General features: G+C 66.3%; 29 protein-coding genes. 16 read left to right on the top strand and 13 right to left on the bottom strand.

Features of this window, described 5'->3' with window-relative positions; all coding sequences use genetic code 11:
* Nucleotides 1-48: 48 nt before the first annotated feature.
* Both HACJB3_RS13070 and HACJB3_RS13075 read right to left on the bottom strand, forming a co-directional pair.
* Nucleotides 49-279 carry a DUF7533 family protein gene (locus HACJB3_RS13070; RefSeq protein ID WP_008416057.1) on the bottom strand — a complete coding sequence of 77 codons (231 nt, stop codon included), beginning with the start codon at nucleotides 277-279 and terminating at the stop codon, nucleotides 49-51.
* Nucleotides 280-346: 67 nt separating this feature from the next.
* Entirely contained in the window at nucleotides 347-610 is a 264-nt protein-coding gene (locus HACJB3_RS13075) for a DUF7533 family protein (protein WP_008416059.1), read from the bottom strand.
* Between the two features lie 105 nt (nucleotides 611-715).
* Between HACJB3_RS13075 and HACJB3_RS13080 the strand changes: the two genes are divergently transcribed.
* Entirely contained in the window at nucleotides 716-1318 is a 603-nt protein-coding gene (locus HACJB3_RS13080) for a riboflavin synthase (protein ID WP_008416060.1), read from the top strand.
* Here the strand turns inward: HACJB3_RS13080 and HACJB3_RS13085 are convergent.
* Nucleotides 1287-2306: a PrsW family intramembrane metalloprotease gene (locus HACJB3_RS13085; protein WP_008416062.1), complete on the bottom strand. Its 1020-nt coding sequence runs from the start codon at nucleotides 2304-2306 to the stop codon at nucleotides 1287-1289. The two genes, HACJB3_RS13080 and HACJB3_RS13085, sit on opposite strands and share 32 nt — an antisense overlap.
* A 166-nt stretch (nucleotides 2307-2472) precedes the next feature.
* Between HACJB3_RS13085 and HACJB3_RS13090 the strand changes: the two genes are divergently transcribed.
* The gene (locus HACJB3_RS13090) at nucleotides 2473-2847 is read left to right on the top strand and encodes a DUF7532 family protein (RefSeq protein WP_008416064.1); all 375 of its coding nucleotides are present in this window, start codon (nucleotides 2473-2475) and stop codon (nucleotides 2845-2847) included.
* Nucleotides 2844-4193, top strand: a complete 1350-nt coding sequence (locus HACJB3_RS13095) for a DUF402 domain-containing protein (protein ID WP_008416066.1) — start codon at nucleotides 2844-2846, stop codon at nucleotides 4191-4193. Before HACJB3_RS13090 ends, HACJB3_RS13095 begins: the two co-directional genes overlap by 4 nt.
* Here the strand turns inward: HACJB3_RS13095 and HACJB3_RS13100 are convergent.
* Together HACJB3_RS13100 and HACJB3_RS13105 are read right to left on the bottom strand one after the other, a co-directional pair.
* Nucleotides 4190-4582 (bottom strand): DUF5611 family protein, encoded by a 393-nt coding sequence (locus tag HACJB3_RS13100; protein ID WP_008416068.1) that lies wholly within the window; start codon nucleotides 4580-4582, stop codon nucleotides 4190-4192. The two genes, HACJB3_RS13095 and HACJB3_RS13100, sit on opposite strands and share 4 nt — an antisense overlap.
* 39 nt (nucleotides 4583-4621) lie before the next feature.
* Entirely contained in the window at nucleotides 4622-5422 is an 801-nt protein-coding gene (locus HACJB3_RS13105; protein WP_008416070.1) for a DUF7093 family protein, read from the bottom strand.
* Between the two features lie 103 nt (nucleotides 5423-5525).
* Here HACJB3_RS13105 and HACJB3_RS13110 point away from each other — a divergent pair, with 103 nt between their 5' ends.
* Together HACJB3_RS13110 and ygfZ are read left to right on the top strand one after the other, a co-directional pair.
* Nucleotides 5526-5816: a DUF6432 family protein gene (locus HACJB3_RS13110; protein WP_008416072.1), complete on the top strand. Its 291-nt coding sequence runs from the start codon at nucleotides 5526-5528 to the stop codon at nucleotides 5814-5816.
* Nucleotides 5817-5876: 60 nt separating this feature from the next.
* On the top strand, nucleotides 5877-6953 hold the full coding sequence (ygfZ, locus tag HACJB3_RS13115; protein ID WP_008416074.1) for a CAF17-like 4Fe-4S cluster assembly/insertion protein YgfZ: 1077 nt from the start codon (nucleotides 5877-5879) through the stop codon (nucleotides 6951-6953).
* Here the strand turns inward: ygfZ and HACJB3_RS13120 are convergent.
* From HACJB3_RS13120 to HACJB3_RS13135, 4 genes are all read right to left on the bottom strand, one after another.
* Nucleotides 6950-8035: a geranylgeranyl reductase family protein gene (locus HACJB3_RS13120; RefSeq protein WP_008416075.1), complete on the bottom strand. Its 1086-nt coding sequence runs from the start codon at nucleotides 8033-8035 to the stop codon at nucleotides 6950-6952. The genes ygfZ and HACJB3_RS13120 overlap by 4 nt on opposite strands.
* A 100-nt stretch (nucleotides 8036-8135) precedes the next feature.
* Nucleotides 8136-9125, bottom strand: coding sequence for a WD40/YVTN/BNR-like repeat-containing protein (locus tag HACJB3_RS13125; RefSeq protein ID WP_008416077.1), 990 nt, complete (start codon nucleotides 9123-9125; stop codon nucleotides 8136-8138).
* A 36-nt stretch (nucleotides 9126-9161) separates the two neighbouring features.
* On the bottom strand, nucleotides 9162-12107 hold the full coding sequence (uvrA, locus tag HACJB3_RS13130) for an excinuclease ABC subunit UvrA (protein WP_008416079.1): 2946 nt from the start codon (nucleotides 12105-12107) through the stop codon (nucleotides 9162-9164).
* Between the two features lie 167 nt (nucleotides 12108-12274).
* The gene (locus HACJB3_RS13135; protein WP_008416080.1) at nucleotides 12275-13180 is read right to left on the bottom strand and encodes a serine/threonine-protein kinase RIO2; all 906 of its coding nucleotides are present in this window, start codon (nucleotides 13178-13180) and stop codon (nucleotides 12275-12277) included.
* Nucleotides 13181-13310: 130 nt separating this feature from the next.
* Between HACJB3_RS13135 and HACJB3_RS13140 the strand changes: the two genes are divergently transcribed.
* From HACJB3_RS13140 to ubaA, 5 genes are all read left to right on the top strand, one after another.
* Nucleotides 13311-14120 (top strand): aldo/keto reductase, encoded by an 810-nt coding sequence (locus HACJB3_RS13140; RefSeq protein WP_008416081.1) that lies wholly within the window; start codon nucleotides 13311-13313, stop codon nucleotides 14118-14120.
* Between the two features lie 39 nt (nucleotides 14121-14159).
* Complete coding sequence (locus tag HACJB3_RS13145; RefSeq protein ID WP_008416082.1) at nucleotides 14160-14774, top strand: class I SAM-dependent methyltransferase; 615 nt, start codon at nucleotides 14160-14162, stop codon at nucleotides 14772-14774.
* A 51-nt stretch (nucleotides 14775-14825) separates the two neighbouring features.
* On the top strand, nucleotides 14826-15584 hold the full coding sequence (locus HACJB3_RS13150; RefSeq protein WP_049934472.1) for a TrmB family transcriptional regulator: 759 nt from the start codon (nucleotides 14826-14828) through the stop codon (nucleotides 15582-15584).
* Nucleotides 15585-15766: 182 nt separating this feature from the next.
* On the top strand, nucleotides 15767-16339 hold the full coding sequence (locus HACJB3_RS13155) for a 50S ribosomal protein L15e (protein WP_008416084.1): 573 nt from the start codon (nucleotides 15767-15769) through the stop codon (nucleotides 16337-16339).
* Between the two features lie 55 nt (nucleotides 16340-16394).
* A complete protein-coding gene (gene ubaA, locus HACJB3_RS13160; RefSeq protein ID WP_008416085.1) occupies nucleotides 16395-17234 on the top strand; it encodes an SAMP-activating enzyme E1 in 840 nt (279 codons plus the stop codon).
* Nucleotide 17235: 1 nt separating this feature from the next.
* Here the strand turns inward: ubaA and HACJB3_RS13165 are convergent, their stop codons facing one another.
* Entirely contained in the window at nucleotides 17236-18015 is a 780-nt protein-coding gene (locus HACJB3_RS13165) for a DUF4350 domain-containing protein (protein WP_008416086.1), read from the bottom strand.
* Between the two features lie 112 nt (nucleotides 18016-18127).
* On the opposite strand from HACJB3_RS13165, the gene HACJB3_RS13170 reads away from it, so the two are divergent.
* From HACJB3_RS13170 to HACJB3_RS13180, 3 genes are read left to right on the top strand one after another with little or no spacing between them, the layout of a single operon-like run.
* Nucleotides 18128-18961, top strand: a complete 834-nt coding sequence (locus HACJB3_RS13170; protein ID WP_008416087.1) for a lipoate--protein ligase family protein — start codon at nucleotides 18128-18130, stop codon at nucleotides 18959-18961.
* Nucleotide 18962: 1 nt separating this feature from the next.
* Nucleotides 18963-19385 carry a DUF371 domain-containing protein gene (locus HACJB3_RS13175; protein ID WP_008416088.1) on the top strand — a complete coding sequence of 141 codons (423 nt, stop codon included), beginning with the start codon at nucleotides 18963-18965 and terminating at the stop codon, nucleotides 19383-19385.
* A 37-nt stretch (nucleotides 19386-19422) separates the two neighbouring features.
* Nucleotides 19423-20226 carry an endonuclease III domain-containing protein gene (locus HACJB3_RS13180; RefSeq protein WP_008416089.1) on the top strand — a complete coding sequence of 268 codons (804 nt, stop codon included), beginning with the start codon at nucleotides 19423-19425 and terminating at the stop codon, nucleotides 20224-20226.
* On the opposite strand, the gene HACJB3_RS13185 is transcribed toward HACJB3_RS13180, so the two are convergent.
* From HACJB3_RS13185 to HACJB3_RS13195, 3 genes are all read right to left on the bottom strand, one after another.
* The gene (locus tag HACJB3_RS13185; protein WP_008416090.1) at nucleotides 20223-20969 is read right to left on the bottom strand and encodes an alpha/beta hydrolase; all 747 of its coding nucleotides are present in this window, start codon (nucleotides 20967-20969) and stop codon (nucleotides 20223-20225) included. The genes HACJB3_RS13180 and HACJB3_RS13185 overlap by 4 nt on opposite strands.
* Nucleotides 20970-21021: 52 nt before the next feature.
* Nucleotides 21022-21423, bottom strand: a complete 402-nt coding sequence (locus tag HACJB3_RS13190; protein ID WP_008416091.1) for a disulfide bond formation protein B — start codon at nucleotides 21421-21423, stop codon at nucleotides 21022-21024.
* A gap of 345 nt (nucleotides 21424-21768) precedes the next feature.
* Nucleotides 21769-23685, bottom strand: a complete 1917-nt coding sequence (locus HACJB3_RS13195) for a beta-CASP ribonuclease aCPSF1 (RefSeq protein WP_008416092.1) — start codon at nucleotides 23683-23685, stop codon at nucleotides 21769-21771.
* 311 nt (nucleotides 23686-23996) lie between these two features.
* Between HACJB3_RS13195 and HACJB3_RS13200 the strand changes: the two genes are divergently transcribed.
* The 3 genes from HACJB3_RS13200 to HACJB3_RS13210 all read left to right on the top strand — a co-directional run bounded on the left by HACJB3_RS13200 (nucleotide 23997) and on the right by HACJB3_RS13210 (nucleotide 26120).
* Nucleotides 23997-24488: a hypothetical protein gene (locus HACJB3_RS13200; protein ID WP_008416095.1), complete on the top strand. Its 492-nt coding sequence runs from the start codon at nucleotides 23997-23999 to the stop codon at nucleotides 24486-24488.
* A gap of 297 nt (nucleotides 24489-24785) precedes the next feature.
* Entirely contained in the window at nucleotides 24786-25823 is a 1038-nt protein-coding gene (locus HACJB3_RS13205) for a DUF7282 domain-containing protein (protein ID WP_008416096.1), read from the top strand.
* A gap of 87 nt (nucleotides 25824-25910) precedes the next feature.
* Nucleotides 25911-26120: a hypothetical protein gene (locus tag HACJB3_RS13210; RefSeq protein ID WP_008416097.1), complete on the top strand. Its 210-nt coding sequence runs from the start codon at nucleotides 25911-25913 to the stop codon at nucleotides 26118-26120.
* Nucleotide 26121: the final 1 nt, after the last annotated feature.

Below are 26121 nucleotides of genomic sequence, written 5' to 3' on the forward strand. Positions count from 1 at the left end.
GGGGTCGTACGCCGAGCCGGCGAATAGCTCTTGTGTCCCTCGGGACCGTCAGTCCCCGCGCCGGAAGGGAAGCCGGCCGAGAACCCACTCGCGCGGGCTACCGACCCGACGGGCGACGTACTCGGGCAACAGGAGCATCGCGGCGGCGACGAGCAGGAATCCGGCACCGAAAACCGGCCGACCGTTCGTCAGAAACTCGATACCGATGATACCGAGCGGGATCGCGAAGATCAGCCCCGAGCCCAGCTGGATCATGCTTAGGATACCGGGGAGTTTCATGCCTCGGACTGATCGCCGGCGGCCCAAAACCCTGCCGGCCCCTCGTGGGCCAGTCGGTCCGCCGGAATCACTCCGAGCGGTCGCGCTCTTCGTCCTCCTCGGGCGTTTTGGCGACCGTTCCGACGGCGGCTCCGGCGAGGTCCGCGGGGAGGTCCATCGGCGTCGTGAGCTTTTGAGGGAGCAGTACCATCGCCACTGCGACGACAACCAGCCCGCCGCCTAGAACCGTCTGCCCATCGAGAAGCCGGTTCAGCCCGAACACGCCGACTGGAAGGGCAAAGACGAGCGAGGCCGCCAACCCGATCATATCCAGAATCCCCAGGTTCGCCATCGGGCGTCCGTAAACGCCCGGTGGATATAACGTATCTGGCCGTCCGGGCAGACGCCGACGGCTTCCCGACGGAACCCTTTCGTGTCGATCCCTCCAAGTCGGGGTATGTTCACCGGGATCGTCGAGGCGACGGGCGAGGTCCTCGCGAGGACCGAGACCGACGACGGACTCCGACTGCGGATCGGCTGTCCGTTCGCGAGCGAACTCGAGGGCGGCCAGAGCGTGAGCGTCAACGGGGCCTGTCTGACCGTCGAGGACCACGACGAGGCGGGGTTCTCGGTCTTCCTCGCCGCCGAAACCGTCTCGCGGACCTATCTGGGCGAGCTGCGGGAGGGCGAACGGGTCAACCTCGAACGCGCGATGCCCGCAGACGGCCGGTTCGACGGCCACGTCGTCCAGGGCCACGTCGACGGCGTGGGCGAAGTGGTGGGGATCGAGGCGGTCGGCGAGGACTGGCGCTTTACCTTTTCGTTGCCGGACGACCTCGCGAACTACGTCGTCGAGAAAGGGTCGATTACAGTCGACGGCATCAGCCTCACCGTCGCCTCCCTCTCGGCGGGGGAGTTCACGGTCGCGATCATCCCGACCACGTACGGGGAGACGACGCTTTCGGGAAAGGAAGTCGGCGATCCGGTGCATCTCGAAGCGGACGTGATCGCCAAGTACGTCGAGCGGGTCACCGACCCGTATCGGGATCGAACTCGGTGAGTTCGGGCATCGGGTCGCCATCACCGTCGCGGATCCCGGCGTCGGCGTACGCGCGCCGGTAGGCCGAGAGCTTCCGATAGAGGAAATAGGCGACGAGTCCGTCGTAGACGAGGATGAAGCCGATCAGCGCGACGGGGGGCGTGATCCAACTCGCGGCCGCGACGAGTAGGCCCGGGACGATCCCCGAGAGCGTGTTGTACAGCCCGTGGAAGAAGGCGGCGATCAACACCCCCTTGATGACGATCGGGCCGGCGTTCTCGCGGTTGAACTTCGCAAGCCCGAGGTAGTAGCCTGCGATCGCCGAATAGAGCACGTGCCCCGGTCCCGCCAGCGCGCGGGTCGCAGCGGTCCCGCCGGCGGCGCCGACGACTTCGATCCCGGCGAGACCGGCCTCCAGGCCCCGCGTGATGTAGATCGCGTTCTCGATGGTCGCGAATCCCAGTCCGGCGGCCGCGCCGTAGACCGCCCCGTCGATGACGGCGTTGAATCGCGGATCGCGGTAGGCAAACAGACGCACTGCGAGCAGTTTGACCGTCTCCTCGACGGGGCCGACCACGAGGAAGAAAAACAGCGGCAGCCCGATCAGCGCCGGCAGCGAACTGAACGCCGGCTGGAGAAACGAGTTGACGATCGCGGCGAACATCGCAAACAGCACCGCCAGCAGGAAGGTCGCCACCAACAGCGAGAGGGGCTCGCCCGTCGTCACGTCGCTGCGCCAGATGTAGGCCGCGATCGCGAAGGCGGGCACCACCGAGAGAACCACCAGAACGCCGACCACGGGATCCGAGACCGCACCCAGTCCCCCGAGGACGAACTGCGCGATCAGGAAAACCAGCGCCAAAAGCACGACAAACGCCTTCGTTCCCGCGACGCCGACGCGATAGAGCCCCGCCGCGAGCTTATCGACCGCCGACCGACGCTCCCACGTCGAGACGTCGTACAGGTCGCGTTTTCCGCGCGTCTCGCGATCGACCGGGTCCCGTTGCATACGCCACCTACAGAATCGTCCTTCCTAATTCTTCGGACCCGGGACCGATCGACCGGTAGGTCGTGAGCGCTCTACGGACCGCGGCATCGCCCCAGCGACCCGTCGAAACCGAGCCGCCCGCCGACGACTAGTCAGAGTAAAACGGGCCGCGACCCGATGGAGCGATATGCACTTCGATCAGCGCACCCAGCAGGCGCTCCGCGAGGCCGGACTCGAGCGCGAGGCGATCGTCGCGGCCTCCGACCGGGTCGCCGAACTCGTCGCGGCCGACGCCGACGATCTGGTGGGATTTTTCGAGGCCCACGGGACCGTCTACTCCGATATGGACCTCGCCCACAGCCGCGAGGAGTTTCCGGAACACGCCGTCGAGTACTGCGATCTGTTCACCCACGGCGCGGACATCCGGGGGTATCTGCGATTCGACTCGTGGGGCGTGCCCGTCGAGGGTGGGCGGGTGCTGGACGAGGGCCTCGTCGAACTCTCCTTGGGACCGACCGTCGACGCCCGGGTGAAGTTCGCCGCCTCGCGCGACGCCCTATGAGGGTCGCGATCCGGGGGATCTACACGACCGCGCTCACCCGGCTGTTCTCCGAAGCGGGCCACGAGGTCGTCCAGGCGACCGCCCCGATCGAAGAGCGATTCGAGCGCGAGTTTTCCGACGGCCCCGCCGACCTCGCCTGCGAGACGAGTCGCGACCGACAGGGCGTCTCGTTGTCGGGGGTTCCGGAGGCAGTCGAGGAGGCAAAAAGGCTGCTCGCGGTCGGTCGCGACGCGTTCATCTGGGAGGACCCCACCCCGTTGGGTGCGGTTTTCGAGGGACGGGTCGAGGGGACCCGTGGAGGCGGGGCGGTCGTCTCGCTTCCCGAGGGACGGGGCTACCTGCCCTTCGACGACGCCGAGGGCTACGTCGAGGCGGGCGACGAACTGCGCGTGCAGGTCACGGAACTCGCTGCGCCGTGGGACGAGGACGATCCCCGACTGACGACGACGATACGCGCGCGGACCCCCGGCGGGCTGGCGGCGCTCGAAAAGGGCCAGTCGGGGATCGACGCGCCCGACGCCGAGACGGCGGGGCTGGTCGACCTGCTCTCGGTCGAGATCCCTGAGGAGTGGGGCGTCTCGCTCGGACGGCGCGCCCGCGGGGCGAGCCTCGACGACCTGAACGAGGCTCTCTCGCGGGTGACAACCCTCGCCGAGGAGTACGGGGACGGCGGGGCGAACCCGTACGCGAGCGCGTGGTGCTGGTTCGGCCGCGAGAGCCGGTTCTCGCTCGATGGGGTTCGGAGGGAAATCACGGCGACGATGGCGGGCCACCACCGGATCAAGGCCGGCTCGAATCGGGCGAGCGACGCCGTCGACTTCGCGGAGGCGCTCTGTGAACCCACGGCGTTCCCCTTCGACGCGGTCGCGAGCCAGTTCGGGCCCCGGGCGGGCGACGAACTCGCCATCGAACACGGGAAACCCGGCGGGCGGGTGATCACGCTGGGACGCGGCGAGGTGATCGAGTACGACCCCGAGGGCTCGATCACGCTGCGCCGCGAGATGACCCCTGGGGGGAGCTACGACGCGCTGGGCACGTCTCGCGAGTCCGGCGATGTCGCGATCACCACCCTGAAGGAGGGGCGGTGGTGGTATCCGACGGTCTACCGGGACGATGACGGCGAATCGAAGGGAACCTACGTCAACGTGTGTACGCCCGTCGAACTCTTTCCGACGAGTGCGAGATACGTCGACCTCCACGTCGACGTGATCAAACACCCCGACGGGCGTGTCGAGCGCGTCGACGACGACGAGCTAGCCGAGGCGGTCGGTGCGGGCCTCGTGGGCGAGGAACTGGCCGAGAAGGCCCGCGGGGTCGCGGCGGCGATCGAGCGCGCGCTGGATTAGGCGTCGGGGACGTCGGCGTCTTTGTCCTCGACGTCGCGTTTCATCGATTCGCGCCGGGATTTCGCGTCCCGGCCCGTCGCTTCGAGCAGAAAGCTGTTTTTGGCGTCGACCGCGTCGGCGGCGGCGTCGGCGTTGCCCTCGGCGATGACGTCTTCTGCGGGGCGCTCCTCGAAGTGGACCGCGAGCTTGTCCTTCTTGCCGCTGTAGGCGACCGCGCCGGCGACGATCCGCTCGAAGACGGGGTTGTCGGGCTCCTCGACCACGAAGAGGTCGCTGCCGTTGTGCTCCTCGGAGTCGGTAATGGAGCCGAAGTACTCCTCGATGGTCCCCTCCATGTCGGGGATCCGCTCTTCGAGGTGCTCGCCGCGTCGCATCTTGTATTCGCGCATTGGGCCCCGTTCGACAGCGCCGGATTTACGGGTTTCGTCTCAGCGCTCGCCCTCGGCCAGATAGCCCCGGTGACACTCCGGACAGATGTCGCCCGCCCGCAGCGAGTCGCGCTCGTCGAGCGATGCGGCCTCGCAGTGGGGACAGTACAGTCCACCGCCGACGTTGGGTGGCGCCGACCGGCCCGGCGACTGCGACGAACCGGCGTCGACGAAGGTCGGTTCCGCCCCGCCCTCGACGTCCGATTCGCCGGCCGAATCGATGATCTCCGCGCCCTGATCGGCCTGTGGGGTCAGCCCGCCGCCGAAGTCGATGTCGGTCGGCCCGTCGGGAGTCGTCGCGTCGAAGCCCTCGTCCTCGCCGTCGGCTTCGGGCCACGCGCCCGGGTCGCGCCCCTCGTCGGTTCCGGGCCCGTCCTCGATGATCTCCGTGTCCTCGCGGTCGGGGTCGGCCTCGACGACCGGGTCCCGTCGGCGGGTCGTTTCCGAGTTCGCGGGGTTGGCCGTCGAGTCGGCCGGGTCGCTCGTCTCGCGGGGCTCGATACCCGGTCCCGAGGGGTCGGCGATCTCGCCGGGCTCGCCGGGCTCGTCGGGCTCGTCGGGTTCGTCGGACTCGGCTGGCGACGGGCGGGCCCGGGCTGGCCCCGGTTGGACGGTCCCGGATCGGGGACCCGAGAGCTGGGTGACCTCCGTGTTCTCGCTGATCGTCCGCGCCGTACCACAGTGGACGCAGCGTTCGAGTTCGACGACGCTGATGACCACCTCGTTGCCGCGTTCCTCGCGGTCGCGCTCGATCTCGCTTTCCCCGTACTCGTGACCGAGGAGTGAACAGCGGAGACTCATGGCTGTACCTACCCCGACAGGACCAAAAGAGTACTGCTCGCGGGGAATCGGCGGCCGGTCGGGTCGGCCCACAGTATAAATCCCTCGCCGTCGGAGTGGGAGTATGGGCGCAAAGCGGGCGTACCGGAATCGCACCGACAGCGAGGTTGCCGTTCTCGACGCACTTATCGAGCGACCCGAAGGCGGAATGACGGTGCTGGAACTGCGGACCCGCGCCGACGTGACCATCGACGAACTCGAGACCGCACTCGCCGATCTGAAGCGCGCGGACCTGATCACCGTCGAGAAGAACGGCGATCGCACCGTCATCCTGCCCGACGAGTCGGTCGTTCCCGACCCCGAGAGCGAGGAGCCGTCGTTTTTCGAACGACTTCGGGAGCGACTGCCGTTCTAAGCGCCACGCTTTACCGGCGCGACCCCCGATCAGCGGTATGAACACGGAGCGGAGCCGAGGATGACCGTCCTCGAGACCTTCCACGCGAACCACGGCGCGACCTTCGAAGAGCGCGGCGGACGGCGGCTAGCGCGCCACTACGGCCGCCCCGAGCGCACCCATCTGGCGGTCAGAAACGGCGTAGGGATCACCGAGATGGCCTACGGCGTCTTGGTAATCACCGGCGACGATCGGGTGGAGTACGTCGACAACGTCGTCTCGAACCGCGTGCCCGACGACGACGGCGAGGGCGCGTACGCCCTGCTGTGTGATCCGCAGGGCCGGATCGAACTCGACATCTACGTCTACAACGCCGGCGAGCGCCTCCTGCTTTTCGTCCCGCCCGGCCGTGCGCGAGGACTGGCCGAGGAGTGGCGCGAGAAGGTGTTCATCCAGGACGTCGAGATCGAGGTCGCCAGCGACGATCTGGCGGTGCTCGGCGTTCACGGACCGAAAGCCACCGAAAAGGTCGCGAGCGTGCTCAACAAGATCGGCGTTCCGGAGGGCGAACTGGTCTTCGACCGCGGGACGATCAACGACATCGGCGTGACCGTCATCGCGAGCGACGACCCGACCGGCGAGGACGGCTACGAGATCGTCTGTAGCGCCGCCGAGAGCGAGGCGGTGATGGACGCACTGATCAACTACGGGACCGGGGCGATCCCCTTCGGTTCCCGGACGTGGGAAACGCTGACGCTCGAGGCAGGCACGCCCCTCTTTTCGAGCGAACTCGAAGGCCGGGTACCGAACGTACTGGGGCTTCGAAACGCCGTGGACTTCGAAAAAGGCTGTTTCGTCGGTCAGGAGGTCATCAGTCGCGTCGAAAACAGGGGCCAGCCGAGCCAACGGCTCGTCGGTCTGCGGTGTTCCGAACTACCGGCGGCAGGCACGGCGGTCCTCGGGGACGACGAGACGGTCGGGGAGATCACCCGCGCGGTACAGAGCCCGTCGCTCTCCGAGCCCATCGCGCTCGCGCTCGTGGAGTTCGGGTTGGAGAGCGAGGACGTAACGGTCGGGGACGAGTCGGTGCCCGCAACCGTCACGGAACTGCCGTTCGTCGAGGGAAGCGGGCGCTCGGCGCGGGTGCCGTTCTACTAGGACCGCGAGAGAAGCGCCTTCAACTGGGCGCGCGAGAACAGTGAGGTGGGACGGTCCATATGGACGCCGATCTCGCCCGAGAGCGCGCCCAGTCCCGCGTTCTGGATCGGCTTCGGGAGCGAGTACGCCCGCCGGAGTACGCCACCGAGGCGGATCTCGCGGGCGAGGTCCGACCGCCATGTTTTCTCGTAGCGTTGGAGGGTCTTCGGGTTCTCGGGATCGACGGTGTCTGCGGCGTGGTCGGCGGCGGTCATGCCATACAGGATCCCCCCGCCGGTGAAGGGCTTTGTCTGGGCGGCCGCGTCCCCGAGGAGGAATCCCCGGTCGCTCGTGATCCGCTCGGGTGGGCCGATGGGGATCATCCCCGAGCAGACGTTCTCGGTCTCGACGCCGTAGCCGGCGGTGAACTCCTCGAACAGCCCGCGGACCTCGCGTCCGGGCGGGGCGGCCAGCCCGTACTCCACCCCGGCCTCGCCCCGCGGGATGCGCCACGCGAAAAAACGCGGGACGGTGAGGTGGACGTCGACCCGGTCGCCGTGGTCCGGCGTCGGATCGAACCCGAGGACGCCGTGGAGCAGTTCGTCGGGTTCCTCGATATCGAGATCGCGACGGGTACGGGAGACGGGCCCGTCACAGCCCGCGACCATCCGCGCGCGAAACTGCGCGCTCCCCTCGGGCGTGCTGGCCGAGACGAGGACGTGATCCGGTTCCTCCGAAACGTCCGTGACGGTGTGGTGCTCCCGGAGGTCGGCGCCGGCCTCGCGGGCGGCCGCCGCGAGGTGCTCGTCGAGGCCGACCCGGTCGATCACGTTCGAGATCGGGTCGTCGGTGTAAAAGGGGTGGGCCTCGCTTTCGGGCCCCCCAACATGAAAGCGCGCGCCCGTGATCTCGTTCTGGAGGAGGTCCTCGCGGGCGCCCTCGGTCGTGTACTCCCAGACGTCGGTGCTGACGTGTCCCGAACAGGCAAGCGGCTCGCCGACCGATCCCTGCTCCAGGGCGAGCACGTCGTAGCCCCCCTCGGCGGCGCGGTGGGCAAAACGCGAACCGGCGGGGCCGGCCCCGACCACGACGAAGTCGTACATCGGTCGAGTCTACCGGACCGTCGATTAAATACCTTCCCGGTTTCGCGGCGGAAACGAACGCGACCCGACGGCCTGCCGAGCGACTTGCCTACCGGGACCCTCAGACGACCGTCAACCCACGTGGAGCCTGGCGCTCGAATTCCGGGGTCCACTCGACCGGGAGTCGGTCCCACGAGTCGCCCGCGTCGCGCGATCGAAAGAGACCGCGGTTGGTCGCGGCGTAGAACTCCTCCCCGTGGGTCGCGAGGGTCGCCCGGAGGACCCCTTCCCCCATCGGAAGTCCACGGCCTGCGAGGCGGTCCCATCGTCTACCCCGGCGGCGGTAGACGTACGACTCGGCCGAGCCGACCGAGTGTGCCGAGCGCGCCCCGCTCGCACAGGAGACGAGGACGGTATCGGGGTCGGTCGGGTCGGGCCGGACGCTCCAGCAGTAGCGATGGTCAAGCCCCTCCTGTGGGTGGGTCCAGGACTCACCCCCGTCGTGGCTCTCGGCGTAGCCGTCGCCCGCCGCGGAGTAGACGCTCCCGGACTCGTCTGGATGGGTCGCAAGCGAGTGGTTGTCCCGGCGCGATCCGGGGGGACGCTCGCGCCACGTTTCCCCACCGTCGTCGCTGATCAGCAGCGCGCCGAGTTCGATCCCGACGTAGATCCGACGAGGGTCGTGGGGATCGATCTCGATCCATCGGACGTGGTGGGTGTCGGGTCTGGGCGGAAAGTACCACTCGGGCTCGGAAGGCAGGTCGACGATTCCCTCCATGTGTTCCCAGCTATCGCCCGCGTCCCGCGAACGGTAGACCGCGCTCGGCTCGGTACCGACCCAGACCTCCGCAGGATCGTGGGGGCTGACAGTCGCACTCATGACCCGATCGGAGCCGATCGAGCGGCCTACCCGTTCGAAGGACTCCCCGCCGTCCGCGCTGCGAAGGAGGCCGTCCTCGGCGGTGCCGACGAACACGCGTTCGTCGGCCTCAGGCGAGACGGCGAGACACTGGAGGTCCCGCCCTCCCAGTCGGTGTGTGAGGGCCCAGTCCCCGGATCCCGCTCGTGCGACGATCAGGGTGTTTCGCATGGCCGTGTAGACGGTGTTCATACGCGAGCTACGGGATGCAACCGGAAGAAGGTCGGGTCAGTCGTCGTCCGCGATGGCGGGCTTTCGCTCCTCCGAACGGGGCCCCTCGATATCGACCGCGGGAAGCAGGTCCCTGAGATACCGGCCCGTGTGGGAGGCCTCGACCTCGGCGACCGCCTCGGGGGTCCCCTCGGCGACGACCTCGCCGCCGTTCTCGCCGCCCTCCGGTCCGAGGTCGATTATGTGATCGGCGTTTTTCACCAGGTCGAGTTCGTGCTCGACGACGACCACCGAGTTCCCGCTGTCGACCAAGCGCTGGAGGACGCTGATGAGTTTGCGTTCGTCCTCGCTGTGGAGTCCGGTCGTCGGTTCGTCGAGCAGATAGAGCGTATCGCCGGTGTTGCGCTTGCCGAGTTCTTCGGCGAGCTTGATTCGCTGGGCTTCCCCGCCCGAGAGCGTGGTCGAGGGTTGGCCCAGTCGCATGTAGTCCAGTCCGACGTCCGAGAGGAGTTGGAGGCGACTCGTGAGCCGAGTGTCGTGGTCGAAGAAGTCCAGGGCCTCCTCGACGCTCATCTGAAGGACGTCCGCGATGGTCTCGCCCTTGTATTCGACATCGAGCGTCGCGTCGTTGTATCGCGATCCCTCACACGCCTCGCAGGGCACGTAGACGTCCGAGAGGAAGTTCATCTCGATCTTGACCGTCCCCTGCCCGCCACACTCCTCACAGCGCCCGCCCTTGACGTTAAAGGAGAAGCGCCCCTTCTCGTAGCCCCGCTGTTTGGCGAGGGACGTCTCCGCGAACAGCTCGCGGACGTAGTCGAAGACGCCGGTGTAGGTCGCCGGGTTGGATCGGGGGGTGCGCCCGATGGGCGATTGGTCGATCAGCCTGACCTTCTCGATGTTCTCGATACCCCGCACGTCGTCGTGCTCGCCGGGGTCCACACTCGTATTGTCGTTCATCCGGCGGGCAAGCGCCTTGTAGAGGATTTCGTACATCAGGGTGGACTTGCCCGACCCCGAGACGCCCGTGATCGCGGTAAAAGCCCCGACGGGGATCCCGACGTCGAGGTCCTTCAGGTTGTGCTGGCGGGCCCCCTCGATCGTCAGCGTCGAGTCGAATCCCCTCCGTTCCTCGGGCACCGGAATCGCCTTGCGCCCCGAGAGGTAGTCGCCGGTAACCGAGTCCTCGGAGTTACAGATCGCCTCGAAATCGCCCTGGGCGACGACCTCGCCACCGCGCTTGCCGGGGCCGGGCCCCATGTCGACGATGGTGTCGGCCCGTCGCATCGTCGCCTCGTCGTGCTCGACAACGATCAGGGTGTTGCCCAGATCGCGCAACCCTTCGAGGGTGTCGAGCAGGCGGTCGTTGTCGCGCTGGTGCAGGCCGATGGAGGGCTCGTCGAGGACGTAGAGAACGCCCACGAGCCCGCTGCCGACCTGCGTCGCGAGGCGGATGCGCTGGCTCTCCCCACCGGAAAGCGTCGCCGCCTCCCGATCCAGCGTGAGGTACTCCAGTCCCACTTCCTCCATGAAGCCCAGACGGGCGCGGATCTCCTTGAGGATCTCTTCTGCGATGGTCAACTGGCGTTCGGTGAGGTTCGCCTCCATCCCCTCGAAGTGCGAAAGGGCGTCCCCGATGCTCATGCGGTTGACCTCGGTGATCGAGGTGCCGTCGACGAGCACGTGTCGGGACTGCTCTTTCAGACGGGTGCCCTCGCAGGCGGGACACTCGGTGACGGCCATGTACTTCTCGATGTGCTCGCGCGTCGAGTCCGAGTCCGTCTCGACGTGACGGCGCTCGAGGTTCGGGATCACGCCCTCGAAGCGCTTTTCCTTGCGTCGGGTACCGTTTCGCGTCGAGCGCTCGAAGACGACCTGCCGGTCGGTGCCGTAGAGGAACTGCCGGCGCTCGTCCTCCGAGAGCTCCTCGAAGGGCGTCGAGGGGCTGACACCGAAGTGATCGGCCACGGAGTCGATCCGCGTCCGGTAGTACGAGCGCTTGTAGCTCCACGGTTCGAAGACGTTCTTCAGGGACTTCGAGGGGTCCCGAACCACGAGATCAGCGTCGACCTCCTTGGTCTTACCCAGTCCCTCACATTCCGGGCAGGCTCCGTAGGGACTGTTAAAGGAGAAGGAGCGGGTCTCGATGGCCGAAAACTGGAAGTCGCTGTTGGGGTTGCCGAGTTCCTCGGAGAACTCGATCACCACGCGCTCGTCGCCCTCGCCGCCGAGCGAGCCCGTCGAACGGGAGTTCGACCCCAGGTCCATCCCCTCGGGCGGGTCCGGGACGATGAGTTTGAGGGCGCCGTCGGCCTCCTCGAGTGCGGTCTCGACGCTGTCGGCGATCCGGGGGCGCGCTTCCGGCGAGATCTCGATCCGGTCGACGATCACATCGATCGTGTGGTCGTAGTTCTTGTCGAGATCGGGCGTCTCGACGGTGAGATCGTAGCTCTCACCGTCGACTTCGACCCTCGAATAGCCCTCCGAGACGAGTTCGTCGAACAGGTCCTCGAAGGCCCCCTTCTGGTCGCGGGCGACCGGCGCGGCGATCATCGCCCGGGTGCCCGCCGGCAGCGAGAGGATCGATCGGACCATGTCCTGTGCGCTCTGTTCGCCGACCTCCTCGCCGGTGATGGGATCGTACTGCGTGCCCACCCGCGCGTAGAGCAGTCGGAGGTAGTCGTGGAGTTCGGTGACGGTGCCGACGGTCGAGCGGGGGTTGTTCGCGGCGTTCTTCTGATCGATACTGATCGCTGGCGAGAGCCCCTCGACGCCCTCGACCTGCGGTTTATCCATCTGTCCGAGGAAGTTCCGGGCGTAGGCCGACAGGGATTCGATGTAGCGTCGTTGGCCCTCGGCGTAGATCGTCTCGAAGGCCAGCGAGGACTTCCCCGACCCTGACAGCCCGGTGACGACCGTGAACTCCTCCCGGGGGATCGACACGTCGAGGTCCTTGAGGTTGTGTTCCTCCGCGCCTCGGACCTCGATGAAATCCCGACTCATTGGGTGTTTCGTATGGGTGCGAGGGGGGTATAGCCATCGGTTTCAGAGGCAAGCACTGGGAAACGATGGCACATACCGGCGACGAACGAAGACGAGAAATACGAACGCAGGGGGAAAACACGATCCATGTCCCGTAGCGGGACCGATTGTATATCGCCGTATAGGATTTATTCGAGATGGGCAAGGCGTTCGAACGAACCGTCGCGAACGGCGTCGACGAGCGCGAACTCGTCGACGTCGGGAACCTGACCGGGATATTTGCGCTCGAAATACCCGAAGAGGTTGCGGACGTCGCGTCCCAGGAACTCCACCGCGTTCTCGTGTTCGCGCGACACCGCCTGTGGCCAATCGAAGATCGTGATCCCGTCCTCCGCGACGAAGACGTTGTACTGGCTCATATCGGCGTGAACGTAGCCCCGTTCGTAGGCTCGTGTGAGTTCCCGGAGGATCATCTCGAGAATGGGGCGGACCTGCTGGGATTCGAGTTTCGTCCGCGAGAGTTCGACCCCGTCGATCTTCTCCATGACCAGGGCATGGCGGTTCTGATCCTCCGGGCGCGGGACCGAGACATCCGGATAGAGCGCCTCCAACGTCTCGTACTCACGTTCTGCGGCCTTGCGAGCGGTGTAGAACCACGAGAGGTGCTCCTTTTCGGCAGTGTAATCGCGCTCGCGGCGGACTTCTCTGAAATTCGTATAGCCCTCGCGGTGGAACTTCAGCGCCATCGGGCGGTAGGATTGGACCTCGAAGACGTCACTCTCCTTGCCGACACCCAGCGGAACCCCGAACCCCTCGATGGTGTTACGCTCGGCGAAGGTCCGCAACGCGAGGGCATCGTAGCCGTCCATTCGGAGACGGACCCCCTCGTACTGGATGGTCTTTCGTTCGACGAGCTCGCGGTCCAGACAGCGCTCCAGCCGGAAGTCGACCTCCTCGGGTGTGAGACGCGAGAACTGGGGAAGCTTCTCGCGGTTCACCCATTCGCTAAAGCGCATCCCGTGTTCGACCCCCGAGAGGAGGTGAAAGTCCTCGGGCGCGAGGTCCTGCATGACGCTCGCGACGTTTTGTACCATTGGCTCCGGTAGGGGCGACGCGCCTAAAAGTCCCGCGAGGAACGGGTATAAATTTCATGTGACGATATGAAACCCCGCTCGGCGGAACCACCGTCGGTAGCTTGATTGTGCCCCTCCCGGTGGATGGGACATGGCAGGAAACCTCCCGCGGGTGGGACTCGGTACCTACTCGGAGACGAACCGCGAGCAGTGGGTCGAGTGCGTCAAGACGGCCCTCGAAGCCGGCTATCGGCACATCGATACCGCACAGGTCTACGGAAACGAGGAGTACGTCGGTGAGGGGATCGCCCGCTCGGACGTCCCCCGCGAGGAGGTGTTTCTCGCGACCAAGACGGTCCACGTCGACGTGCCCGGCCCCACGCAGACGGAGATCGTCGAGTCGGTCGAGGAGAGTCTCGAAAAGCTCCGGACGGAGTACGTCGATCTGTTGTACGTCCACTGGCCCGCAGGGTGTTACGAGCCGGAGACCACCTTCGGCGCGTTCGACGACTTCCACAGGGAGGGGCTGGTCCGCAACGTCGGCGTCTCGAACTTCGAGCCCGAAACCCTCGAGGAGGCCCGTGAAATGAGCGAGGCACCGATCTTCGCGAACCAGGTCGAGTGTCACCCGTTCTGTCAGCAGGCGGAACTCCGCGAGTACGCCGTCGAACACGACCACTGGCTCGTCGCGTACTGCCCGCTAGCACGCGGCGAAGTCTTCGACGACCCCGTACTCGGCGAGATCGCAGAGGACCACGGGACGACCGAGGCACAGGTTTCGCTTGCGTGGTTGCTCTCGAAGGAGAACGTGGCAGTCGTCCCGCGCTCGACGGGCGAGAGACACATCCGTGAGAACCTCGCGGCCCGCGACCTCGATCTGAACGACGAGGAGATCGAGCGGATCGACGGAATCGAGCGCGAACACCGGCTCATCGACCGCGACTACGCGCCGTGGAACTGATCCCGGTACGGTGAAACGACCGCGAACCGACCGGGAGGTATGAGCGATTCACAGCCGGTCTTCGCGGCACTGTACGACCCCGTGACCCGACTCGCGGAACGACGCTTCGGCCCGGAACGCGAATGGCTCACCGAGGGGCTCTCGGGGCGAGTCCTCGATCTGGGGTGTGGGACCGGCGCGACCTTCCCGTACCTCTGTGACCGGGACCTCGATCTCCACGCCGTCGAACCGGACCCCCACATGCGAAAACGGGCGAGACGCCGGGCCACCGACGTCGGGTGTTCGGTCGAGATCCACACAGGAACGGCCGAGTCGGTGCCGTATCCGGACGGGTCGTTCGACGCGGTGGTCGTCTCGCTGGTGTTGTGTTCGGTCTCGGACGTCGAGGAGAGCGTCGAGGAGATCGCACGCGTGCTCGCGCCCGGCGGGGAGTGTCGCTTCCTCGAGCACGTCCGGGCGGACGGTCGGCAGGCGAGGATACAGGAGGCGTTGACACCCTGCTGGCGACGTGTGGCGGGAGGCTGTCACCTCGACCGCGAAACCCCCGCGGCGTTCGTCTCGAACCCCGATCTCCGAGTCGAGACGCTCCAGCGCGTTCCCATCGGTTTCCCGCCGGTCGCACCGATCCTGCGGGGGCGAGTCGTTCGCGAGTAATCGGAATACCCTTCTACGCTCGTCGTGTCCGTACACGGAACGGATATCGTCATGACGACCGATGAAACGGCAGCACTCGACGCGTTGGAGCGACTCGGACTCTCGAACTACGAGGCGAAAGTGTTCATCGCCCTCCAGACGCTCGGGACGGGAACCGCACGCGACGTCTATCGCGTCTCCGAGATCCCCCGATCGCAGGTGTACGGTGCCGCTGAAAACCTCGCCGAACGCGGGCTGGTCGAGGTCCAGCACTCGACGCCGATGCAGTATCGACCGGTGAGCCTGGCGGAGGCCGAGGAACTGCTCGAAGAGCGCTTCGAGCGCGAGCGCACGCAGGCGTTCGAGTACCTCGAATCCGTCCGCGAATGCCACGAACCCGGCCCCGAGGAGCGCGAGGACATCTGGTCGGTCAGCGGCGCCGAGCAGGTGAGCGACCGGATCGAACACCTCGTCAGGGGGGCCGAACGTCGCGTCGTCTTCGGTGCGCGGGCGACTGAACTGGTACGCGACTCGCTTTACGAGACGCTCACCGAGACTGCCGACGACGGGATCGAGGTGGTGATCGTCAGCGAGGACCCCGCGGTCAGATCGCTGTTTACCGACGCACCCATCGAGGTTCACGCACCGCCCGAGAACCTCCGAAACGAGCGGGCCGCTCGGATGCTCGTGGTCGACGACCGGGCGGTGTTACTGAGCGTCCGGGGCGATAGCGACGAGCAGGAGGCGGCCTTCTGGAGCGAATCGAGCGGCTTTGCGACCGTGCTCGTCGAGATCCTCACGGGGTGGCTCACGACCGCCGTCGCCGAGTAAGCGACGCGGCGGACCGGCGAAACGACGCGGGACCGAAGGGCTTAACCGTGATTCGGGGGTAGATCCTCCACTCGCTGGGAAACGGGCACCAGCAGGCACCTGCTACCGTCGGGTCGCAGGCAGGAATGTGGTCCGCGCGACCGGGCGCGGACTGAACCACCCAACGCCCGTGGTGATACCCAATGGCACGAAGCTTCTATTCACACATCCGAGACGCATGGAAGAACCCCAAGGAGGGGGCACTGGGCGAACTCCAGTGGCAGCGAAAACAGGAGTGGCGCGAACAGGGCGCAATCGAGCGCATCGAGCGACCCACACGCCTCGACCGCGCGCGGGATCTGGGCTATAAGGCTAAACAGGGCGTCGTCCTCGCACGCGTCAGCATTCGCAAGGGCACAGCCCGCAAGCAGCGCCACAAGGCCGGACGGCGCTCGAAACGCCAGGGCGTCACCCGCGTGACGCGCAACAAGAACCTTCAACGGGTGGCCGAGGAACGGGCGACCCGGACGTACCGCAACCTGCGAGTGCTGAACTCCTACGGCGTCGGCCAGGACGGCTCGCAGAAGTGGTTCGAGGTGATCCTCGTCGATCCCGAGCACCCCGCGATCGAAAACGACGACGATCTGGGCTGGATCTGCGGTGACAGCCAGGAGAACCGCGCGCTGCGCGGGCTGACCAGCGCCGGTCAGCAAAACCGCGGGCTCGGGACGAAAGGCAAGGGCACCGAACACACCCGTCCGAGCCGCAACAGCTAGATCGACTGGTCCGTTTTTGCCGCGCGCTTAATAGCCACGACGCCCGAGTGAGCGTATGGCGGACCTCTCGCTCGGCCCCACGCAGCTGGATCGCTACTCCAGACACATCATCATGGACGAGATCGGCCCCGAGGGCCAGGCGAAGCTGCTCGATTCGCGCGTGCTCGTGATCGGCGCTGGCGGGCTCGGCGCGCCGATCATCCAGTATCTGGCCGCCGCCGGAATCGGGACCCTCGGCATCGCCGACGACGACGTCGTCGAGCGCTCGAACCTCCAACGCCAGATCGTCCACGGCGACGCGGACGTCGGCGAGCCGAAAGTCGAATCGGCCAAACGGTACGTCGAGCGGCTCAACCCCGACATCACCGTCGAAACCCACGAGGTACGAGTAGAACCCGAGAACGTCGAGGAACTGATCGCGAAGTACGACGTCGTGGTCGACGGCTCCGATAATTTCAGAACCAGATACCTCGTCAACGACGCCTGTACCCTCTCGGAAACGCCGTTTTCCCACGGTGCGATCTACAAGTTCGAGGGCCAGGCGATCACGTTTCCTGCAGGGGAGGGCGAGGATCGAGGACCCTGCTACCGGTGTCTGTTCCCCGAGGCACCCCCCGAGGACGCGGTCGCGGACTGTGCGAGCACGGGCGTGCTTGGCGTCCTTCCGGGTACCGTCGGTTGCATCCAGGCGACGGAGGCGATGAAGCTCGTCCTCGGGTTCGGGGAGGTACTCGACGGGCGGTTGGTAGCCTACGACGCCGCCGACATGAGCTTCGAGGAGGTTCCCGTGCGGAGGAACCCCGACTGTCCGATCTGTGGTGAGGACCCGATCGAGTCCATCGAGAACGTCGAGTACGCCGCCGAGGGCTGTCGAGTGAGCGCCGACGCCGACTGACTCAGACGAACTGGTCGGGGTCGTACGCCGTCGTCAATACCTCGAAGGGCGCACCGGCGTTGGCCTCGTCGTCGTTGACCTCGTCGGCGTTGAATCGGAAGGCAAGATCAAGGCGCTCGGCGATCGCGTTCAGGTTGTCGGTCTCGTCGAGCCCGCGGAAGGTCGCCTGATCGTGGAGGAACAGGGCACCGCCCCGGTCGACGAACGCCGCGAGCGCGTCGAGTTCCTCGGGGTCGAACGCCCGCGGCGGTGTCGTGACCACGAGGCCGTCGGCGTCCGCGAGCGTCGACCGGTCGACGGCGTCGGCCGACCCGAGTTCGTAGCCCTCGCGTCCGGCGAGGTCTCGAAACCGCCCGAACGCGTCCAGACTCCAGTACTGATCGTGGGTGGCGTCCCAGCGGACCCGCGTTCCGTCAACGAGGGCGTCCCACAGCGCAAGCAGCGCCCGGCCGTTCGAGTCGGCGTAAGTCGCGTGACCGCCCTGTCGGGCGGGATCGGCGACGAGCATCGATCCGATCCCGGCGACGCGGCCGTCGATCGAAACCAGCGGAATCGACCCGTCGTACCGTACGGGTTCGCTCCGGCCTGCGGTACGGTTGTAGGCGGTCGGTTCGGCCCACGCCGCCACGACCGAGTCGTCGGTCAGCGGGGAGCCGTCGGCGGCCAACTGGCTCGCCGGCGAGTACAGCCGGATCGGGGGGCGGGTAGGGGGGGCGGCGCTCGCGATCCCGGGACCGGAGAGGGCCACTCCGGCGGTCGCGAGGAACGTCCGTCGGTTCATACGTGACCATCCGCGGAACCGGATAAATACTTTCAGGTATTTCTAGTATTGAATTTATATTCTTCCCGATGGTGAGCGCAACCGCTTTGAGCGGGTCGGCGTATGGGGAGGTATGGATCGGCGAGGAAGCGAGTGGCGACTCGTCCACGAGGAGTCCTACCGGGGGCCGATGAACATGGCGCTCGACGAGGTCGCGGCCGCGAGTGCCGCCGCGGGCGGCCCGCGGACCCTGCGGGTCTATCGGTGGGAGCCGAGTACGCTCTCGCTTGGCTATCATCAGGATCCCACGACCGTCGACTGGGAGTTCTGCGAGTGCGAGGGGATCACCGTCACGCGCCGTCCGACCGGCGGCGGCGGGATCTATCACGACTCGTACGGAGATATCTCCTATTCGATCGTCGCGCCCGCCGACGAGCTCCCGGGCGATCTGATGGAGACGTACGAACTGCTCTGTGAGCCGATCTTCGACGCCTTCGACCGGCTGGGCGTCGCGGCAGAGTTCGCAGACGAGCCTCGACCGGAGATCCACCGGCCCGCCTGCTACCTGCGGGAGCTACATCCGGCCCACGACGTGGTGGCGGGCGGGCGGAAACTGAGCGGGAACGCCCAGTACAGGAGGAGGGATGCGGTCATCCAGCACGGCTCGATCACCTTTGAGTCGCGCCCCGAGCGCCACCTGTCGACCTTCTCGAAGCCGGAGACGACTCCGAAGGAGTTCACAGAGCGGGTGACGAGCCTGAAAGAAGAGGGCGTCGGCGAGCGCGAACGGGCCGTCGAGGCACTCGAAGGCGCTCTAAAGGAGTGGGTCGACGCCGAGGACGGGGCGTGGACCGACGACGAGATGGCGGCCGCCCGCGAACGCGCCGACGGAAAGTTCGCGAGCGAAGCCTGGAATCACAACGGCGAGGATCCACTCGCCAGAAGTACCAAGAGCAAGGAGGGGTGACATGGAGGAAGTCGTCCGCGCGAAGGGCCACGAGAACGTCAGCGCAGAGCACGCGAGCACCTTCGAGGTCACGACCGACGACTGGCTCACGCCCGCCGGCGACTGCATCCTCGCCGTCGAGGCCGACCGCGCGCCCGCGGAGTTCGATCCTGAGTTCGTCGCAGCCTGCCGCGAGGAGGGAGCGAGAATCACCGTCAGATTCGAGGCCGACGGCCACGTCGAGGACGTCGTCGGGCAGGGTCATCCCGACCTCGCCTTCGAGAGTGAGCGCAGCATGGTCGGGCGCACCAGCGAGTACGTCGACGAGCGGACCGTCGTCGTCGGCACGGACCAAGCGGCGGCGGGGTTCGATCGCGACCTGGTGGAAGCACTGGCCGCGGGCGCGGAGCTGACGGTGACGCTGCGGGTCGAGCCCGCCGAGTAGACGACGGTTTTTGTACGATGCGGGCCCACAACCGGGTATGGGCGACGAGTCGGAGCCGACGGAAAACATCAGCGGCGGCCCCGGTGGCGGCGGAAGCGAGGCGACGTTCGACCCGGGCGAGGCCGCCACCCGCGCGGAGGCGGTCGTCGACGTGCTGGGCGAGCGCTACTGGCAGAAAACGTACGGTGGCCAGGACGCCTTCGAGTGTCTCGTTCGCACTATTCTGAGCCAGAACACCTCGGACAAAGCGAGCCAGCCGGCCCACGAGTCGCTGATGGAGCGGTATGGCGGCGGTGACCTAGTCGAGGCGCTCGCTGAGGCGCATCGGGACGAGCTCGCCGAGACGATCAGTTCCGCGGGGCTGTACAACCAGAAATCGGACGTGATGATCGCCGCGGCCGAGGAGATCCGCGAGGAGTTCGGCTCGGAGGCCGAGTTCGACGCGTTCGTCCGCGAGAGCGAACCCGAGACGGTGCGCTCGCGCCTGTTGGAGATCAACGGCGTCGGGCCCAAGACGGCCGATTGTGTCCTCCTGTTCTCGGGCGGCCGGGGCGGCGTCTTCCCCGTCGACACCCACGTCCATCGGATCTACCGGCGCATGGGGATTGCGCCCCCCGAGGCCGACCACGAGGCGGTACGGGAGGTTCTGGAGGAACAGGTCCCCGCCGAGAAGTGTGGCTTTGGCCACACCGCGAGCATCCAGTTCGGTCGGGAGTTCTGTTCGGCGCGCAAACCCGCCTGCCTCGACGGGCCGGAGGCCTGTCCGCTGTACGACTGCTGTGAGCGGGTCGGGGTCGACGAAGTGAGCGAGACGGTGGTCGACCCCGCGGAGGCCGATTAGCGCGGCTCCGTCACGGGTTCGACCCAGTCGATCAGAACCGTCGAGAGCCGCTCTCTGGCCTCTTCGTCGGTTATCTCTGGGGGGTTATCGCCTCGCTGGGGACCGTACGCACCGAACTGGGCGTGGTTCATCCCTTCGATCTCGACGACTTCCGTATTGGGCGGGAGGTTCACACGCGAGTCGCGCTCGCGCTCGGCGTCGATCACGCTGTCGGCGGTGCCGAGGACACTCAGACCACTGATCTCCCCGTCGCTCAGGTCGCTCGCACAGTAGGAGGCGAAGAGGACGAGGCCCTCGACCCTCTCGCCGTCGGCGTACTCGCAGGCCATTGCCCCGCCGAGCGAGTGCCCACCGACGTACCAGCGCTCGATGTGGGGGTTCGCCACCATCGCCTCGTCGGCGGCGCCGGTATCGAAGACCGCGAAGTTGAGCGGCATCTCCGGGACGATCACGATTACGTCGCGCTCGGCGACGAGCGGCGCGAGATGCGGGAGGTAGCTCTCGGGGGCGACGCGCGCGCCGGGGTAGAAGATCACCCCGACGGCGTCGTCGGTGACGGGACCGTCCGAGAGGACGTAGCCCGCGTCGGTTTCGCTGACTTCGACGTCGGGCACGAGGCGCTCTGGGTCCTCGTCGGGTGTGTAAGGAGTCTCGGCGTAGACGAGGCCGACGAGCGCCGCGGCGACCAGCAGCATGGCGAGGGTGACTACCGTGGCGCGGGCGAGCCCGCGGATCGAGGTCATACGCCGAGAGCGCGCCCTGAGAGAATAAAGACGGCGTCGGCTCGGGTGGGGCTCAGGCGGATCGGCCTGCGGCGACCACCGCCCCGATCACGAGAAGGAAGGCAACGAGCGCCATGTTCGGGATCGAGAGGCCGAGCAGTTCGTACTGGATCGACGTACAGCCCCCGCCGATAGAGCAGGTCCCCCCGCCGACGCGCTGAATGGCCGAGTGATACGCCGCAACCGTCGCGCCGGGGATCGCGAGCGCGAGCGCAGTCGGGTAAACCCTCGTGTTTCCTTCGAACGCGGCGATCCCCAGTACGGGGACCAGCGGATACATGAAGACCCGCTGGTACCAGCACAGCTCACAGGGGACGAACCCGAGGCCCTCGCTGAAGTAGAGGCTGCCGGCGGTCGCGACCGCTGCGAGGAAGGTTCCGAGGGCGAGCCACTCCCGCGAGCCGAGTCGGGGCATTGGAAGGGGTTTCGCACCCCAGTGTGAGAACGGTTACTGTTCGTCGGTTGTGCAGTTCGACTGTGTGGGTGCGGTGGCCGGCGCGAACGCGGGCGGCACTTCCGCCGCCCGCGTGAGCGGAGCGGGGAAAGGCTGGTACCCTACGCAGCTGGCCGATCGGCCAGCTGCGCACGCTGTCTGGCGGTCTTCGGAAATCTTCGATTTCCGGGACCCAGAAAGGGCGCTCCGCGCCCTTTCTGATGGACATGCAAAGGGCGAGCAGGGCGAGGTTGCGAAGCGACCTCGCTTGCGAACGGGACGCTTCGCGTCCCGTGAAGCTGACCCGCCAGGGTCAGCCGAGGGCGTTCATTTGAAACGGAACGTTTCGAGGTTCTTCGGGGCGAAGGTGCGCATGTTGTAGTTGTGATAGAGCGCGCTCGAGAGGTCCTGCACCGAGCGTTCGTCGCCGTGGACACAGAGTACCTTCTCGGGGCGGGGGTTCATCGTCTTGACGAAGTTCTCCAGTCCCTGGCGGTCGGCGTGGCCCGAGAAGCCGTCGACGGTTTCGACGTCGAGGTTCAGCTTGAGCCGGTTCGAGCGCCCGCGGCTGTCGTTCATCGGGATCTCGTCGCGACCGCTCTGGATCCGCCGGCCCATGGTCCCCTGGGCCTGATAGCCGACGAAGATCATGGTGTTGTCCGGGTCGGGACCGAGGTGTTCGAGCCAGGACATGATCGGGCCGCCGGTGACCATCCCCGACGTCGACAGGATGATACACTGCTCGTCATCGGCGACGCGCTGGCGTTCGTCCTCGCCGCCGTCGATATGGTTGAAGTAATCGGCGAGAAACGGGTTCTGGTCGTCGTGGAAGATCCGATCCCGGACGTCGTCGTTCAGGTACTCGGGGTAGGTGGTGTGGATCGCGGTCGCCTCCCAGATCATCCCGTCGAGATGGATCGGCATCTCGGGGATCTTACCCGTCCGCATCGCCTCCTCCAAAACGAGCATGATCTCCTGTGAACGACCCACCGCGAACGCGGGGATCACGATCTTCCCGCCGCGGTCGTAAGCCTCGCTGATCGTCTCGATGAGCTTTTGCTCGGAGTCGCTCTGGTCGGTCTGGTAGTCGTTTCGGCCCCCGTAGGTGGATTCGAGCACGAGCGTCTCGACTCGGGGGAAGTCGTTGACCGCGCCGTTGAGCAGGCGCGTCTCGTCGTAGTGGATGTCCCCCGAGAACGCGACGTTGTACATCCCGTTGCCGATGTGGAAGTGTGAAACGGCCGAGCCGAGGATGTGACCCGCGTTGTGCATCGTGAGTTTGACGTCGGGCGCGATGTCGGTGACGTCGCCGTACTCGATGGGGATGGTGTGTTTGATCGTCTCCCGGACCATCTCCGAGGCGTAGGGCGGGGTCCGGCCCTCCTTGGCAGCGACGTCAAGGTAATCGAGCTGGAGCAACCCCATCAGGTCACGGGTGGGCTCGGTGGTGTAGATCGGGCCGTCGTAGCCGTACTTGAAGAGGAGTGGAAGGAGCGCCGAGTGGTCGAGGTGGGCGTGAGTCAGGACGACGGCGTCGATCGAGTTCGCGCCCGAACCGAGCGCTTCCGGGACCTGGAGGTACGGAACGTCGTCCGAGCCGGGCTTGTCCCCACAGTCGATCAGGATGCGGGTGTCGGCCGTCGAAAGAACGAAGGCGGCCCGCCCGACCTCGCGACAACAGCCGAGCGTACTGATACGAACCCACTGCTCTTCGGAGAGCTGTTCGCGGTGGATCTGGCGGCCGACCCGTTCGAGGATGTCTCGACGGTCGTCGCGTTCCTGTTTGAGGAAGCTCCGGACGTTCGAGACGGTTGGCGATTCGATCGGCGGCGTACGAACGACCTCGGGCGTCCAGCCGACCTTCTGGGTGATCTCCCGGAGCGTCGATCCGCGCCGGCCGATCACCATCCCCGGTTTCTGGGCCTCGATAACGACCTCGCCGGTGTCGGCGTGGAAGTCCAGATCGGTGACGCCGGCGTCTTCGGGGATGACCGATCGGATCTGCTCGCGGGCCTTCGCCGGCGGCGCGAGGACGTCGGGGTCCGGGCGGACGGTGATACGTTTGCGGAGCTTGCTCGCGAGCTGCCGGACGAGATCGCCCTGCTGGGCGAATTTCTTGGGCTCGCGGGTGTAGACGACCAGCTCCGGTCCCTCGTAGGTCACATCGGAGACGGAGATATCCGCGGGGATCTCGTCTTTGATCGTTTGCAGTGCGTCGTCGAGTTTCTGATCTACCGTGCTCATAGGTGAGACTGAAGTTGCGGGTGCGTCGCCACGCCGGGGAAACGTCGGTGAGCGATCGGCTCGCTCGCAACGATCGATCCGGTCGGACGTGGCATTGGAGACATCGTCGGTGACACGAGACGGCGACACCGTCGGTCGGACGTCAGTACCCGAGTTCGAGGCAACGGGCCGCGAACTGGCGTACCACAGGTACGGCCGGTGGTGTACCAGTGGTGAGACTGGATTTCGGACCCCGGACGGCGCCGAGGAAAACCCGCTTGTCCGACGGTATGACGCCGGGATTATAAAATCCCTTCGGCCGAACACACACTATGCGGCTCTCACCGTCCACCGTCGCCGACCAGTTCGAGTGGATCCACACCCGCCACGAGATCGTCGTCCCGCTGGTAAACGAGGTCCGCGCGGGCCTCGGGGAGGCGTTCGCGACCGAGGTCGATCCGATCTCGACCGAGGGGTACCACGCCGCGATCGACGCGGTCGGGTCCGAGGGCGACCTCGCGGTCAACGTCGCCGCGCTCGTGGCGATCCTCAGGGAACTCGACGTCGAGGGCGACTACCCGGGGTTCGTCGTCGACGAGCTGCTGGGACGGGAACTGGCCGCGATGGTCGCCGGCACCCAGCCCCGCCGTCTGCTCGCGGAGGCAACGTTCCACTACGCGGACGTCCACCACCATACCGACGGGCCCGCGGGTGCGGACGACCTCGACGCGGCGCTGGCCGCGGGCGTCCAGACCCGCCTCCCGGGTTGGGACTGGACCGAAACCGAGAGTCCGTTCGATATCGAGAGGCCGTCAGGTCAGTAATCGTTGAGATCACGAAGAGCGGTAACTTGTTAGTGAACCAGCCGATTCGCTCGCATGATATCGATTCCCGTCCGGAATCCGACTGGTGAGAACACGGCGTCCGCTTCGGGTCGGATCGAAACCCGTTGTTCGAGGACGAAATACGATCGAACCGACCGGTCGCGAACACCTGCCAACTCGTTTTCCAGTTGCGAGTGAACGACCCAGAGACGAACTACAACGCCTCATACACGAACTATTTTCTTCTTCAGAATTATCGACCAGTAGATATATTTCTCGAACCGGCGCCCTCAGAGTGTGCGCCGAACCGACCACAACGCAGCCGACGTATCGCGACGAACCGTCATCCGAACCGGCACCGCAGGGCTTCTGGCGCTGGGCGGAGTCGGCACCGTCTCGGCCCAAGACGACGGGGACGAAGAGGAATCGGAGGCCGACGGATCGGACGAGGGCGCCGAACCGACCGCGGACGTCACGTTCTCGGATCAGACGGTCGCCGACAACGACGACGCCCCGACCGTGACGGTCGACCGTTTGGAGATGAACGAGGGCGGGTATCAGTCGATCCATCAGTACAGCCGCTTTCAGTTCGCCGACGGGGAGGATCCCGACGAGTACGACGTTCCGGTCCCCGATGAACTGGAAAACCCCATCTGCGAGTCACTGATCGGTATCACGGAGTACCTCGAACCCGGCGTCTACGAGGACTTCGAGGTGCCGCTGTTCCGAGAGGACTCGCCGGCCGTAGAGCTCGGGGCGGCTGAGGTGGGACCGCTCGAGGAGAGCCAGGTCATGATCGCCATCCCGCACCACAACACGACCGACGAGGACACGTTCAACTGTCCCGACGACCCCTCGACGCCGGATCTGTTCGAGGACCCCGAAGCGGTCGACGGCGCGTTCCAGAACGGCGACCGCGACGTCGAGGACATCGGCGTCTCGCACGACCTCGCGACGGTGCTCGTCGAGAGCGACGACGAGGAGCAGAAAGAAACCGCCGAGCGGCAGACGGAACTGGTCAGAGAGGGCGTGCTCGTCCCACAGCCGATCGGTCCCGATAGCGAAGAGCAAGAAGAGGCAGACGAAGGGGACGAAGAACAACAGGAAGACGAGGACGAAGAGAACGACGACGAAAAAGAGCAGGAAAGCGACGACGAAAAAGAGGAAGAACGCGAGGACGAGGAGCGAGACGACGAGAGGGACGGGAAAGGAAACGACGACGACGATGACGATGACGACGACGATGACGGTGAGAAGAGCGACGGCGACGACGATGGGAACGACGAAAACGGGGACGACGACCGAAAGGACCGCGACGACGAGGACTCCTCGTAGTCGATAGGAACGAGGAGCCGCCCGGTCGCTCGTGGTCACCCTTTTCGACCCGGGATTCAAATACACGCGAGAGCGTAGCGGCGGGCGATGCGGTCACTCGGAGTCCTCACGGCGGTCGCGGTCCTCGGGAGCGTCGCGCTGACGACAGCGGTGTCGACGCTCGGTCCCGACGCGCCGCGGGCGGTCGTCGCCGCGTACAACATCTGGTTGCTCGCGACCGTCGCGCTGGTCGTCGCGACGGGGATCGTCCTCTGTGTCCGGTTCTTCTCGGCGATCACGGGCGGACATCGGGGCTAGA

It is taken from the genome of Halalkalicoccus jeotgali B3, assembly GCF_000196895.1.
Taxonomy (GTDB): domain Archaea; phylum Halobacteriota; class Halobacteria; order Halobacteriales; family Halalkalicoccaceae; genus Halalkalicoccus; species Halalkalicoccus jeotgali.

Coding starts and splice junctions, on each gene's coding strand:
- HACJB3_RS13180 (WP_008416089.1), top strand. CDS start 19,423: ATGGGCGACGAGTCGGAGCCGACGGAAAACATCAGCGGCGGCCCCGGT.
- HACJB3_RS13175 (WP_008416088.1), top strand. CDS start 18,963: ATGGAGGAAGTCGTCCGCGCGAAGGGCCACGAGAACGTCAGCGCAGAG.
- HACJB3_RS13070 (WP_008416057.1), bottom strand. CDS start 279: ATGAAACTCCCCGGTATCCTAAGCATGATCCAGCTGGGCTCGGGGCTG.
- HACJB3_RS13200 (WP_008416095.1), top strand. CDS start 23,997: ATGCGGCTCTCACCGTCCACCGTCGCCGACCAGTTCGAGTGGATCCAC.
- HACJB3_RS13195 (WP_008416092.1), bottom strand. CDS start 23,685: ATGAGCACGGTAGATCAGAAACTCGACGACGCACTGCAAACGATCAAA.
- ygfZ (WP_008416074.1), top strand. CDS start 5,877: ATGACCGTCCTCGAGACCTTCCACGCGAACCACGGCGCGACCTTCGAA.
- HACJB3_RS13150 (WP_049934472.1), top strand. CDS start 14,826: ATGACGACCGATGAAACGGCAGCACTCGACGCGTTGGAGCGACTCGGA.
- HACJB3_RS13075 (WP_008416059.1), bottom strand. CDS start 610: ATGGCGAACCTGGGGATTCTGGATATGATCGGGTTGGCGGCCTCGCTC.
- HACJB3_RS13110 (WP_008416072.1), top strand. CDS start 5,526: ATGGGCGCAAAGCGGGCGTACCGGAATCGCACCGACAGCGAGGTTGCC.
- HACJB3_RS13105 (WP_008416070.1), bottom strand. CDS start 5,422: ATGAGTCTCCGCTGTTCACTCCTCGGTCACGAGTACGGGGAAAGCGAG.
- HACJB3_RS13095 (WP_008416066.1), top strand. CDS start 2,844: ATGAGGGTCGCGATCCGGGGGATCTACACGACCGCGCTCACCCGGCTG.
- HACJB3_RS13080 (WP_008416060.1), top strand. CDS start 716: ATGTTCACCGGGATCGTCGAGGCGACGGGCGAGGTCCTCGCGAGGACC.
- HACJB3_RS13085 (WP_008416062.1), bottom strand. CDS start 2,306: ATGCAACGGGACCCGGTCGATCGCGAGACGCGCGGAAAACGCGACCTG.
- HACJB3_RS13210 (WP_008416097.1), top strand. CDS start 25,911: ATGCGGTCACTCGGAGTCCTCACGGCGGTCGCGGTCCTCGGGAGCGTC.
- ubaA (WP_008416085.1), top strand. CDS start 16,395: ATGGCGGACCTCTCGCTCGGCCCCACGCAGCTGGATCGCTACTCCAGA.
- HACJB3_RS13135 (WP_008416080.1), bottom strand. CDS start 13,180: ATGGTACAAAACGTCGCGAGCGTCATGCAGGACCTCGCGCCCGAGGAC.
- HACJB3_RS13145 (WP_008416082.1), top strand. CDS start 14,160: ATGAGCGATTCACAGCCGGTCTTCGCGGCACTGTACGACCCCGTGACC.
- HACJB3_RS13140 (WP_008416081.1), top strand. CDS start 13,311: ATGGCAGGAAACCTCCCGCGGGTGGGACTCGGTACCTACTCGGAGACG.
- HACJB3_RS13155 (WP_008416084.1), top strand. CDS start 15,767: ATGGCACGAAGCTTCTATTCACACATCCGAGACGCATGGAAGAACCCC.
- HACJB3_RS13125 (WP_008416077.1), bottom strand. CDS start 9,125: ATGAACACCGTCTACACGGCCATGCGAAACACCCTGATCGTCGCACGA.
- uvrA (WP_008416079.1), bottom strand. CDS start 12,107: ATGAGTCGGGATTTCATCGAGGTCCGAGGCGCGGAGGAACACAACCTC.
- HACJB3_RS13100 (WP_008416068.1), bottom strand. CDS start 4,582: ATGCGCGAATACAAGATGCGACGCGGCGAGCACCTCGAAGAGCGGATC.
- HACJB3_RS13190 (WP_008416091.1), bottom strand. CDS start 21,423: ATGCCCCGACTCGGCTCGCGGGAGTGGCTCGCCCTCGGAACCTTCCTC.
- HACJB3_RS13090 (WP_008416064.1), top strand. CDS start 2,473: ATGCACTTCGATCAGCGCACCCAGCAGGCGCTCCGCGAGGCCGGACTC.
- HACJB3_RS13165 (WP_008416086.1), bottom strand. CDS start 18,015: ATGAACCGACGGACGTTCCTCGCGACCGCCGGAGTGGCCCTCTCCGGT.
- HACJB3_RS13170 (WP_008416087.1), top strand. CDS start 18,128: ATGGATCGGCGAGGAAGCGAGTGGCGACTCGTCCACGAGGAGTCCTAC.
- HACJB3_RS13120 (WP_008416075.1), bottom strand. CDS start 8,035: ATGTACGACTTCGTCGTGGTCGGGGCCGGCCCCGCCGGTTCGCGTTTT.
- HACJB3_RS13185 (WP_008416090.1), bottom strand. CDS start 20,969: ATGACCTCGATCCGCGGGCTCGCCCGCGCCACGGTAGTCACCCTCGCC.